The organism is Candidatus Thermokryptus mobilis, assembly GCF_900070205.1.
GTDB classification, from domain to species: domain Bacteria; phylum Bacteroidota; class Ignavibacteria; order Kryptoniales; family Kryptoniaceae; genus Kryptonium; species Kryptonium mobile.
Genome location: NZ_FAOO01000007.1, coordinates 106,503 through 118,417, shown reverse-complemented (window position 1 = coordinate 118,417; position 11,915 = coordinate 106,503). Strand labels below are relative to the sequence as shown.

9 protein-coding genes are annotated in these 11,915 nt (G+C 36.9%); all 9 read right to left on the bottom strand.

Annotated elements, in window-relative coordinates:
- Nucleotides 1–17 precede the first annotated feature (17 nt).
- From FKZ43_RS06105 to FKZ43_RS06065, 9 genes are read right to left on the bottom strand one after another with little or no spacing between them, the layout of a single operon-like run.
- Nucleotides 18–1,403, bottom strand: coding sequence for a tryptophanase (locus FKZ43_RS06105; RefSeq protein ID WP_140944986.1), 1,386 nt, complete (start codon nt 1,401–1,403; stop codon nt 18–20).
- Between the two features lie 14 nt (nt 1,404–1,417).
- Nucleotides 1,418–3,349: a M1 family aminopeptidase gene (locus FKZ43_RS06100; RefSeq protein WP_140944985.1), complete on the bottom strand. Its 1,932-nt coding sequence runs from the start codon at nt 3,347–3,349 to the stop codon at nt 1,418–1,420.
- 10 nt (nt 3,350–3,359) lie between these two features.
- Nucleotides 3,360–4,271, bottom strand: a complete 912-nt coding sequence (locus FKZ43_RS06095; protein WP_140944984.1) for a DMT family transporter — start codon at nt 4,269–4,271, stop codon at nt 3,360–3,362.
- 14 nt (nt 4,272–4,285) lie between these two features.
- Entirely contained in the window at nt 4,286–6,838 is a 2,553-nt protein-coding gene (locus FKZ43_RS06090) for a M14 family metallopeptidase (RefSeq protein WP_140944983.1), read from the bottom strand.
- 9 nt (nt 6,839–6,847) lie between these two features.
- Nucleotides 6,848–7,693 (bottom strand): SPL family radical SAM protein, encoded by an 846-nt coding sequence (locus tag FKZ43_RS06085; RefSeq protein WP_140944982.1) that lies wholly within the window; start codon nt 7,691–7,693, stop codon nt 6,848–6,850.
- Between the two features lie 5 nt (nt 7,694–7,698).
- On the bottom strand, nt 7,699–8,964 hold the full coding sequence (locus FKZ43_RS06080) for a DUF1015 domain-containing protein (RefSeq protein ID WP_140944981.1): 1,266 nt from the start codon (nt 8,962–8,964) through the stop codon (nt 7,699–7,701).
- 17 nt (nt 8,965–8,981) lie between these two features.
- Nucleotides 8,982–9,908: a GTPase Era gene (era, locus tag FKZ43_RS06075; RefSeq protein WP_140944980.1), complete on the bottom strand. Its 927-nt coding sequence runs from the start codon at nt 9,906–9,908 to the stop codon at nt 8,982–8,984.
- Between the two features lies 1 nt (nt 9,909).
- Nucleotides 9,910–10,869 (bottom strand): diacylglycerol/lipid kinase family protein, encoded by a 960-nt coding sequence (locus FKZ43_RS06070; RefSeq protein WP_140944979.1) that lies wholly within the window; start codon nt 10,867–10,869, stop codon nt 9,910–9,912.
- Between the two features lie 15 nt (nt 10,870–10,884).
- Nucleotides 10,885–11,898, bottom strand: coding sequence for an NAD(P)H-dependent amine dehydrogenase family protein (locus FKZ43_RS06065; RefSeq protein ID WP_140944978.1), 1,014 nt, complete (start codon nt 11,896–11,898; stop codon nt 10,885–10,887).
- Nucleotides 11,899–11,915 lie beyond the last annotated feature (17 nt).

Sequence of the window (11,915 nt, the reverse complement as noted above, 5' to 3'; positions counted from 1 at the left end):
CTCCAAAATTTTTGTTTTTACTCTATCGGTTCAAATCTCGCTGTAAAATGCCTTAAAAGTGGCGCCTCCCAAACAATCCTGTACCCTTTTAATTTGTCCCTATTTTTATAAACCTCAGTGATCACCTCAACGACATAATCAATATGACTTTGTGTATAAACCCTCCTCGGAATAGCAAGACGAACAAGCTCCATCGTATGCGGGATGAATTTACCCGTTTCTTTATCTTTTCTCCCAAACATAACGCTTCCGATCTCAACACCTCTTATTCCACCAACTCTATAAAGCTCAACAACGATTGATTGTCCCGGAAATTGCTCTGGCGGTATATGTGGAGCAAATCGCCTCGCATCAAGATATACCGCATGACCACCGGGTGGGATTAAAACGGGAATACCTCTTTCAATCAATTTCTCCGCAAGATATTCAACGGATCTAATTCTATAAACAAGGTAATTTTCATCAATCACTTCTTCAAGACCTTGAGCTATTGCTTCCAGGTCTCTTCCAGCAAGCCCTCCATAAGTTGGAAAACCTTCAGTTACGATCAAAACATTTCTCGCTTTAATAGCAAGCTCATCATCGTTAAGAGCAAGGAACCCGCCGATATTTGCAAATGCGTCCTTCTTGGCGCTCATCGTACAGCCATCAGCATATGAGAACATCTCCTGCACAACTTCAAGAATGCTTTTGTTCTCATAACCTTTTTCCCTCTTTTTTATGAAGTAAGCATTTTCAGCAAAACGACAAGCATCAAGAAACAAAGGAATTCCATATTTACTGCAGACCTCTTTTACCTCTCTTATATTTTTCATTGAGACAGGTTGTCCTCCGTTTGAATTGTTTGTAACCGTTAACATAACAAGAGGTATATTTTCCGGTCCTTTCTCCTTTATAAAATTTTCAAGTCGCTCAACATCCATATTCCCCTTGAATGGATGCCATACATCTGGTTGAACACCCTCAGGTATGGGTAAATCAACCGCTGTTCCACCGACAAATTCAATATTCGCCCTCGTAGTATCAAAATGTGTGTTGTTAGGAATGAATTTACCAGGTCCAGCTACAATTGAAAACAAGATTTTTTCAGCTGCTCTACCTTGATGAACAGGTATAACATGCTTAAACCCTGTTATTCTTTTGACTACTTTTTCAAACCTGAAAAAACTTCTTGACCCAGCGTATGATTCATCCCCATCCATTATGCCAGCCCATTGTTTTGAACTCATCGCATTTGTCCCACTATCAGTTAAAAGGTCAATTATAACATCTTCAGCTGGGATGTTGAAAACATTGTATCCAGCTTTTCTTAAAATTTCCTCTCTTTCCTCTTCCGTTGTAAATTTTATCGGTTCAACAGCTTTAATTTTAAATGGTTCAATGATTGTTTTGAACTTCGTCATGGCAACCTCAAGGTTTATTTTAACAAAACCATTTTGATCCTGCCTTGATAGACAATTTCTCCAATATCTTCTACAATTAGCTCACAGAAGTAAATCCCCGAACCTAAATCATTTAACTTCAAGTTGAGCGAGTATCTTCCAACGGGAAACTCGCCCTCAAAAATATCTTTAATTTTCCTCCCCAATACATCATAAAGTGAAATCTTACACTTGTAGATTTTGCCCACCTTTCCCCCAATTTCAAAATCAATTTTCGTCTCAAAATTAAACGGGTTTGGATAGTTCTGGTAAAGTTTGAAGTTCAAAGGTGTGCTCGCTTCAGCTTTGTTTATAACGATAGCGTTCACCTTCTTCAAGATTTTCTCGTCTGGATCAAATTCAACTTTTAAATCATCTCTGTTAGCGATAAAACCGAATTTCACCACATAAATCGTATCCGGAGTGTAATTCCAGAAAGTTAAAAGTGTATCAAAACTTTGTGTGCTGATTTTAAATTCAATTGGAACTTTGAAAATTCTGCTATTTTTTTGAACTTGCCTGATGTTAATTACAATTTGCGAATCAAGGATGGTTGCGTAAAAATCAAAAACTGGATAACCCGAATCCAAAACCCACTGTTCAAAAAACCAATCAAAATTACTTTTGGTTACCTCGTTTACGATATCGTTGAATTTTCTTGTTGTGCCTGTTCCATAAGCATATCTTCTCCCCCATTCTTGAAGGATTTTGAAAAAGGTTGAATCACCTATTAAATTCCTCAACATATGTAAAACCCATGCACCCTTGAAGTAGACAGCTGTTCCAAAAAGTTTTCCAGGCGGTGGATTATAAATCGCATACCTAATTGACGAATCTTCTTTAAAATACGAATTCGCCCAACTTTTAAGCTTTGAGACAAAAGCTTCTCTTCCGTACTTATACTCGGTATATAATGCATCGCCATATGATGCAAAGCCCTCATTCAGCCATATCTCAACCCAATTTTCACAAGTCACAAGGTTACCCCACCATTGATGAGCAAGCTCGTGAGCGATTCCCCCTTCATAGTTTCCATTGAGCCATCGCCTGTTTATTGTTGTCATCGTTTGATGTTCCATCCCACCATAACTGAATGGGTAAACAGCGACCATTCCATATTTTTCAAATGGATATTCACCAAATCTAACGGAGAAAAATTTCATCATATCAACAACATTTTTAAAAGCGTTCACCGCTTTCAACGAATCCTCACGCCAAACATAGTATTTAATTTCAATTGAATCGGCTGGGTTTGTGACCTTTTTATACCAATCCGAAAATGTTATATACTCGGATGTAGCAAAAGCCATAAGGTAAGTTGACATCGGAAAGATTGACCTCCAATAAAAAATCCGTTCATCCCCAATTATTTCATCCCTTATTAATAGCCCATTTCCAGCGACAAGAAAATTTTTTGGTACCTTTATGATAAGTTCAACGGTTGCTTTATCCCAGGGTTCATCATAACAGGGAAACCAAAACCTTGCGTCAGATGGTTCAGTCATTGTATAAGCGATATCATACGGAATTTGTGCTTCTTCTTTTTTATAAAAGTAATAACCACGATCCAAATTAGAACTTCGCCTGAAATAAACTTTTAACTCAACTGTGTCCCCGGAGGAAAGAACCCTCGGGAAATTTATATTAAGATTTTCGGAATCCTGTTGGAAATTTAGCTCAACATTAAACCAACCCGACAAAAGAAAAACCGAATCAACGGAAACCACATCTTTTACAGCGTGAAATTTGATAGATGAAGCATCCTCTTTCAAGAGAAACTTAATTTTTACAGAGCCATTGTAAAAACCATTCCTTTCAACAAGACCTTTATAAAGGTCAATGTAAATTTCATAATGAAGGACATCAAAAACATCACAATAAACCACTGTAGCGAGGGAAATGGTAATGATTAAAAACCTGAAAAACATAATGTAATGTTCATTTTTTGAAGATGAAATATGAATTCACCATTAATACGCCTGTTAAAACCAAAGATGCGCCACCGAGAATGTTTGCTGAAATTTCCTCCTTTCCCACAAATACACCGATAAGCACCGCAAAGACAGGTGTTAAAAACGCTGTCAGCGACATTATCACTGCTGGAACTTTCTTCAAAAGCCAGTAATACACCGTGAATGTAACAATTGAACCGAACACACCAAGATAAATTACACTCCCAATGCCTTTAATTCCTAACTTTACCGTTCCCCAATCCTCAAAGATACTTGATAAAACAAGAAGCATAAGACCGCTTAATGTCAAAGGTAAAAAATTAATGGCGAGAGGGTGAATTTCAATGCCATACTTCTTAACAACAATTAAAACAGAAGCATTTAAAAGTGCGCTTAAAATGACAGCTAACATGCTCAGAACAAATTTTTTATTCAGAACGAAAGAACTTCCGTAATTAGCTGTGTCCATTTTAAAAATTAACACCACTCCAACAAATCCAAAAATTAGTCCGATGCGTTGTAATAAATTAAGCTCTTCCTTTAAGAATAACCTTGAAAATAAAGCAGCGAAAAAAGGCAAAGTTGAGAAAAGGATGCTCGCAAGGTTGCTCGGTATAGTCACCTCAGCCCAATAAACAAGTGAAAAAGGAATTAAAAAAGAAACGAAAGCAAGGTAAAGATATAGAAAGATGAACTTTTCATTAACTGGAATAGATATCCTAAAAATTCTTAGTAAAAGCAACAGAACGATGCTTGCCGTTAAAAATCTCATTGAAAGCGAGAAAAAAACGGGCAATTCTTGCAGTCCAACCTTTATCACAAACCATGTTGAACCCCAGATAAAACAAATCAAGAAGAAAAGGAAAACCTTAACGGCTGTCTTTTCCAAAATTTTCATCAATTCACAGGGTTTTAATTTAGAATTGCATTGAATAAAAATTTAAATGTTGCCCAAGTTTGGGACCTATGTTGGGGTCTGAACGCAAACAACAAAATTTTCCCCTTCTCATACGGGACTTCACAAAGTGCAATTTTCCCTTTGATCTTATCCGAGCCAAGCAGATAACCGCTGAGAAGGACATTTTCATCGTCAAATGTTGCAATCGCGCTGATTTTATCAGAATAAACAGAGGTTGAAAAAGCAATGGGATTTATAATATAAGCCGGAACTTGTTTTGTTAAGCCGTAAGAAATTGGATTATCAGGGTCATTTAGTTTTAAATTTACAATTGTCCCAGGTGCGAAAAATTCTTTCGGGCCTAAATTTTTCAAATCATTTCTAACAGATATGCCCAATTGTTCTATTGCGAAGTTGCTTGCTTCTCCAAGGGTTATCAAAGTCCCACCTCGTTTTAAAAAGTTTTTTATATTTTCAACACCCTCTTTTCCAATACCACCCTCATATTCCTCAGGCATACTTGGGAAATCAATCCTTTGTGTTCCTCTGAATCCTCTCCCCTCAAGAATAGCATTTGCCCCCATGCTCGGAAGAATTAGCACATCAATTTCATCAAATGTCTTTTTATCCTTCATTTCTTTATTGTGAAAAACCCTGTAATCAAAATAAAAGCTGTCAAGGACAAGCCGTGTCCAGCCCTCATCCATGCTCGTTATCCACGGTTGATAAATACCAACATTCTTTTTCTTTATCTCAACAAGCTCGCTCTCTTTCAAGTCGTTAACTATTTTAAGCTCAATCCCAAGATTTTTTGAATACGTCTTTATCTTATCAATTGTAACTTTATCGTTTTTCAAGACAAAATTCCCTTTAAAGTCACCAGCTTTTGCTGTGAAGACCTTAATTCCATCTTTCATAAGCAAATTGACGAGACGATATGAATTTATAAACCTCCTTTCAATAACAATGAAATTTCCCTTTCCTATGAATTTTGATTCCCCAAAATCAATCAAGCTAACCTTTTCCATTTGTATTTCCTTTTTCTCTTTCAACTCAAAGACATTGACCCCCATCTGCAAAGGCAAAGTCCATGCAGTTACATCGTAAGGTCTTTTTGGAGGTCCATCGGGATAAAGCCGAATATCAGGATAATTTTGAACTTCCATCACATCTTTAATGAATGGCCTGCATGGCTGTGAGAGAGGGATGATGAAAGTATTTTCAGAAAACACTTTGCTTTCCACAATGAAAGATTTTTTAGCTTTGTAAATTTCAACCCCTGCGAATTGCAAACGCTTTAAAAGTTCAATAGCAGAATTTGGGTCATTTTGTTGGTTTAGGTCAATGATATAGGCAAATGGAGGTTCATTCAAACCCTTTTCAATTGATTTTTTATTCGCATTGTAAAATGTCCAAAGAATTTTCTCTCTGTTATTTGCCGAAAAGTTTAATATCGCATATGTTGCTGCTTTCTCATATTCAATTATATCCCTTAATCTCCACCATCCCTCCTCAAACGGATTCAAATTATTATTTGACAAGCTATTATCTGGTATTTCATCCCCAAGACCCCTTACACTACCATAAGGGATGTAAATCGGGGTGGCAATTCTCACGCTCGCTGCTTCAGATAGAATTCCAACGCGATTATGCCAAAGCGGTGTTTTTGACATTGTCCCTTGAAAGTACGCGTTGAACCTTCCACCAGTTACAACACCTTTAAACCCTTTTTGTACCATATCAAACACAATATATTTCCCAAACAAATTCGTCAAAGCCATTATCTCAGGTAAAACATTCGGATTCACTGGGTCAGAATATGGTGGCACAAAAAACCTTGGACCATCAGAACCCATTTGATGTTGATCGTAAACGACCTGTGGGAACCAATCGTGATATAAAACCTTTGCCGTGAGTCGCGTCTCAACTAAACTAAAAAAGTGCCAATCCCTGTTATTATCGTGCCCAGCATAATAATGATAAAGCCAGGGCATCGGGGATGCTTCATACTTTGTCCCGACATATTTTTTATACCAATCAACAACCATCTGTTGCCCGTCAGGATTTAACGATGGAATTAGAAGAATTACGCAATTTTCAAGGATATTCTTCATTTCATCATCATTTCTCGTCGCAAATTCATAAATTAACTCAACCGATTCTTGACTTGAAGCTATTTCAGTGGAATGAATGTTCATCGTTATTAAGACAAAGACCTTTCCATTCCGTGTTAATCTCTTTGCTTCGTCTTCACCGAGCGTATATGGTTTGGCAAGTTTTCGTTGAATCTCTTTTAAATTTTCAAGATTTTTTATATTCCTCTCTGAAGAAGCAATGGCAACGATAAAGGGCTTCCCAAGCGTTGTCTTACCAAGCTCTTCAACGATTACTCTATCTGAATTAGCAGAAACATATTTAAAATAGCCAACGATTTCACCCCATCCGATTAATTTCTTATCCTCCCCCATTCTGAAACCGAAATATCGCTCTGGCGAATTTATCTGCCCAAAAATCAAAACCGGATAAAGGAATAAAAACAACCAAAAAAGGCGAAGTTTTGCTCTCATTTTTCCATTTCAACCTTTGTTTTGGAAGAGAACTTCAACTGCTATCCCTTTTGACGAAAATTCCTCAACAAGTGCTTCAGAGACAACATTAAAATAACTATCGCTCATCGCAAACTCAATTGAATTAGCTCTATAAATTGCCGCAGTTCGCCAAACATAATTCATTCTATCAATTAACACATAATCAACAAAATCACTAATTTGATTTGCAAGTTCTCTCGCATCCATCGGCAAAATTGGTCCAATAAAAGCAAATGTCTTTAAGTTGTTTTCCTTTAATTTTTCAAGCGTTTTAATGCGACTTCTTATCGTCGGAGCTTCTGGCTCAAAAATTTTCCTAATGTTATCATTGTCCGTCGTGATTGAAATTCCAATTTCAATGCTTTTCTCTCCGATGAATTGTTTAAACAAATCAATATCCCTTAACACAAGGGGTGAGCGCGTTAAGACCCCAACATTTAATTTAAATCCTTCACCGCTGTATTTAAGCAAAACCTCAAGGCATCTTCTTGTCAATAAAAATTTCTTTTCGGCAAATTGATACGGATCGGTCATTATACTAAACCAAATGTTAAATTCTTGTTCCCCAAGCAATGAACTTTTTGCGAGAATTTTTTTCAATTCAATTTCCAACCTTTCAACGATGTTTATCTTAACGCCAACAAAGTCGCCCCATTCAATGTCATCTGGGAAAACCTTGCGAAATTTTGAAAAACGTGACATAAAATCCGCATAGCAATATGAGCAACCAAATTCACACCCAAAATACGGGTTTATTGTATAATCAATCCCCGGAATCCTTGACTTAGAAAGGGCTTTATTTGTCTCTATCAGCTTTAAGATCTTCCTTTTCATTGAGTTTAAAATCTCCTCATTACTATTCCTGACAAAATTTTGGGGTAAAAATATGTTGATTTTTGAGGCATCGTTGCTCCTGAAAGAGAAACATTCTTGACATCATTTATACTCGGTGGATTTAAAATAAAGGCAACTTTATCAACTTCCTCCGAAAGTTTAAGCGCTTCATCTAAATTGTGGGTATAGCTAAGTTTAATTTCCGAGGTATTTAACCCAAGCAAATTAAAAATAAATTCGTGGAGAATCGTCACATCAAGCAATTTGACCGGCTCGGGCAAATGATCAGGCAAAATTGAGTTTATCATATCCTTGTCTTTTATTTTCAAAATTAAAAAATCATCCCGATCAAGACAAACTCCAAAAACTCCCTTCCGGAAGTTTTTAAGAGGAAAGTGTTTTTTGAAATCTTGGCTTGAATTAATTTTAATTATCTCAAATTGTGCTGAAATTTTCTCGGAGTTGAATTTATGTCTGAGCTCAACTTTGTCCACATTTGAAATTATCCTATGCGTTGGCAGGATAACAAGACCTTCTGCCTCCATGTTTGTTAAATATGTCAAGATATAGTCATACGAACTCGGGTAATTCCCCCCATGAAGAGAAGCGATATAATCCCTGAACATCAAGCCCGTTTCATATCTATGATGACCGTCAGCGATGAAAATCTGTAAATTTTCAAAAATTTCGCCGACTTTTTCAAAAAATTCCGCATTTTTTATATCATAAAGATAATGCCACACCTTACCCCCAGATGGAAATTCAAAATTGAAAAGTGGCGAGCTTGGCTTGAACTCATCAATTAATTTTTCAAGTTTGAATTGTGGGTCGGAGTAAATTCCAAAGATATGGTCAAATTGCGCGTTGGTTGATTTCAAAAGGTTAAATCTATCTTCTTTTGGTTTCGGGAAGGTTTTCTCATGTGGGAAAATGTTACCCTTGCCGAACTCCTCAAGCTTCATCAAGCATATAATCCCAACCCTTTTGTAAAGCTCCCCGTCAACTTCAAATTTTTGCTCGTAGATGTAAATCGCCTCTTCATTTTGCTCAACCAACACATTATTTTTTAACCAATCATCAAAAATTTTTTTGGCTCTTTCATATCTATCAGCGTCTCTGTTCAAAATCAACCTTATGACATTGAACTCATGCAATTCATAAAGCTCGTCTCTTTCCTTTTCGCTTATCACATCGTATGGCGGTGCTACAACTTTTTCAATTGGCAAACTTTTGTTATAAGAGATGCCTCTAAATGGCTTTATTTTAGGCATTTTAAAATTTCCTTTTTTTAGTCAACTGTATATCCCAATCTCTTTAGCCACGCTTTACTATCACGCCATTTCTTCCTTGCTTTAACATAGAGGTCAAGATAAACTGGACGCCCGAGAAACCATTCAATTTCTTCCCTGGCAAGCGTTCCAACCTTTTTAAGCATTTGTCCATCTTTCCCAATTATAATCCCCTTTTGTGATTCCTTCTCAACATATATTTCAGCCCGAATATAATCACGCTCCCCTTCTTCTTTTGCTTCTCTAAACTCAACTATTGAAACAGTGGTTGAATATGGTATTTCTTGTCTAAAGATCTGAAAAATTTTCTCACGAATTATCTCAGCCACGAAAAATCTTTCTGGATGTTCAGTTACCATATCGGGTGGATAAAATGGTGGATGATTTGGCAGGTATTGAAGCAAAACCTTTTTCAATTCATCTATATTTTGACCCTTTAACGCTGAAATTGGAACGATCTCTTTGAATGGGAAAACTTTGCTAAAAAAATCAATTATCGGAAGAACCTCAAGTTTATTGACCAAATCAACTTTGTTTATGACAAGTATTATGGGTTTTTGATCAGCATAGCGCTTTAAAATTTCAAACGGCAAGGTTTTCGTTACAGCTTCGTTAGTTTTCACCTTTTTGACATCAACCATAAAAAGAATTATATCAGCGTCATTAAGCGCTGACTCTGCATATCTCATCATTACCTCTTGAAGCAAGTACCTCGGTTTTATCAAACCAGGTGTATCAAGGAAGACAATTTGATAGTTCTCACCTGTCATTATTCCAATTATCTTATGCCTTGTCGTCTGCGGTTTAGGTGTCACAATTGATATCTTATGTTGAAGCAAAGTGTTAAGCAGGGTTGATTTCCCTACATTTGGTTCACCTACGATTGCAACGTATCCAGCTTTGAAATCTTTAAATTCGTTTTCCATTTTAACTTTGCATATTTGATATCACTTCAACGGCTTTTGGAATAATTGAAATTCTAATCCATCTTAAATTAGTTCCAAGTATTTCACCATCTGCGTGAAGAACAAGATCGGAGTCGGACTTTATTTCAATCTCTCTTGCTTTCATCATCGTCACTTCTGGATATTTGGTATGTTTTCCTTTCAAAACGGTTGGCAATACCTGAAGAACCCTAAAAATGGGAAGATCATTCACCAAACAAACATCAAAAACTTCATCATTTATTCTCGCATCTGGCGTCAAAAGAAAGCCACCTCCGGCAGACTTCCCATTGCCGATAGCTACAAGGAAAATCCGCCCCGATATGTTCTTCCCATCAATCTTGATGTTCATCTCAGGTGCTTTATACTTTGCGAGTGTCTTCAAAAGAGCAAGAGTATAAAGCGGAATCCCGCGAAGATGTTTTATCTTTCGGCTTTCATCGGCAGCCATTGCATCAAACCCAATCCCAACTCCATTTATAAAAAACCTACTTCCGGATGTCCCGTCATTTCTTAAAAATTCAATCAAACCAACATCAGATGTAATCGTTGTTTTCCTTCTTAAGGATTCAATTGCCATCTTGATTTTAAACGGTTTCAAATTTAACATCTTGGCGAAATCATTACCAGAACCAATTGGAATAACCCCAAGAAGTTTTTCAGATCCACTTTGAAGAATGCCATTGACAACTTCATTTACTGTTCCATCGCCTCCGGCTGCTACGATAAGCTCTGCCTTCGTCTCCTTTGCTATTTGAATCGCCTCACCCGGCGCCGTGGTCAGTTGAAATCTTTCAAGATATTTTATCGCCCTCGCATACTGGAGGATTTTTTGGTATAGTTTAGCACCCCTCCATCTCCCTGCATAAGGATTTAAAACTATGTGAGTTTTCAGCTCATTTCCAAGTTTAAACCATTTTGATAGAACAAACTCGTACGCCAACTTAAAATCCTAAATTTATTTTTGACTAAAAAATCCATGTGGCAAACCAATATCTGCCATGGTCAACAACCCTGGTTTGGCATTGAAAATTAAATATCCGCAATTTATTAAACTTCCAACTGTCGCTGTATCACCAAAAACACCATTTAAAATTTTCATCTTTATCGGTGGTTCACCATCTATGTAAACTGCGTCATAATCTCTGTGATCTCCAATGAACATCTTTAAATCAAGCTCTATAACCTCATTCCCATCCTTAAAGCCGATAGCTCTATGATGTATGCCAGCAACCCTTCCTTTCTGAATTGTTAGGTAATCCGTTCGCAAGTTTTTATAGGTTACAATTGGATCAAGCTCCTCTTTAATCTCATCAAGTTGAATGTTAAGAACATAAGCAAGAAACTGGAGCGATTCCACAAGTCCAATGTGACCAAATCTACCCGTTGCCTTTTTTTCTTTGAATTCGCTTACCTTCAGCCCAGCTCCAATTTTAAGTTGAAGTGGCAAACGCCTTTTTGACGCATTTACAACTCTTTCAACCCTTATTCTTTTAACGCTCGTGCAGACCTGTGTTAAAACAGAGGGTAAAACATCCATAACGAAACCCGGATTTACACCAGTGCCAAGTACTCTAACTTTAAATTTTTTCGCAAGATTGTCAATTTCCTCTGCAATCTCACGGTTTCTATACCTCGGGAAAAACAATTCCTCGGTTGACGAAACTATGTTCAACTTTAACTTTATCAAATCAATAAGTTGCTTTCTGACATCGCTCATAAAAGATGTGGTAGTGTGAAAAACCAAATCAACCTTTTTTTTCTTCAATATGTTTTTAATATCGCTTTCAACTTCAATCCCCGTCTTATCAATCCCAAGAAGTTCGCCCAGTTCTTTTCCGACCTTTGATGGATCAATATCAACAGCACCAACGAGATTGATCCTTTCACTATGCTTTTGTAAAATTGTTTTAGCGCAAAGTTGTCCTATTGGACCTAAACCAAACTGAACTGCGTTGATTTTTTTCTTCATTTTTCTCCCAATTTTGA

Coding starts and splice junctions, on each gene's coding strand:
- FKZ43_RS06065 (WP_140944978.1), bottom strand. CDS start 11,898: ATGAAGAAAAAAATCAACGCAGTTCAGTTTGGTTTAGGTCCAATAGGA.
- FKZ43_RS06105 (WP_140944986.1), bottom strand. CDS start 1,403: ATGACGAAGTTCAAAACAATCATTGAACCATTTAAAATTAAAGCTGTT.
- era (WP_140944980.1), bottom strand. CDS start 9,908: ATGGAAAACGAATTTAAAGATTTCAAAGCTGGATACGTTGCAATCGTA.
- FKZ43_RS06095 (WP_140944984.1), bottom strand. CDS start 4,271: ATGAAAATTTTGGAAAAGACAGCCGTTAAGGTTTTCCTTTTCTTCTTG.
- FKZ43_RS06085 (WP_140944982.1), bottom strand. CDS start 7,693: ATGAAAAGGAAGATCTTAAAGCTGATAGAGACAAATAAAGCCCTTTCT.
- FKZ43_RS06100 (WP_140944985.1), bottom strand. CDS start 3,349: ATGTTTTTCAGGTTTTTAATCATTACCATTTCCCTCGCTACAGTGGTT.
- FKZ43_RS06090 (WP_140944983.1), bottom strand. CDS start 6,838: ATGAGAGCAAAACTTCGCCTTTTTTGGTTGTTTTTATTCCTTTATCCG.
- FKZ43_RS06080 (WP_140944981.1), bottom strand. CDS start 8,964: ATGCCTAAAATAAAGCCATTTAGAGGCATCTCTTATAACAAAAGTTTG.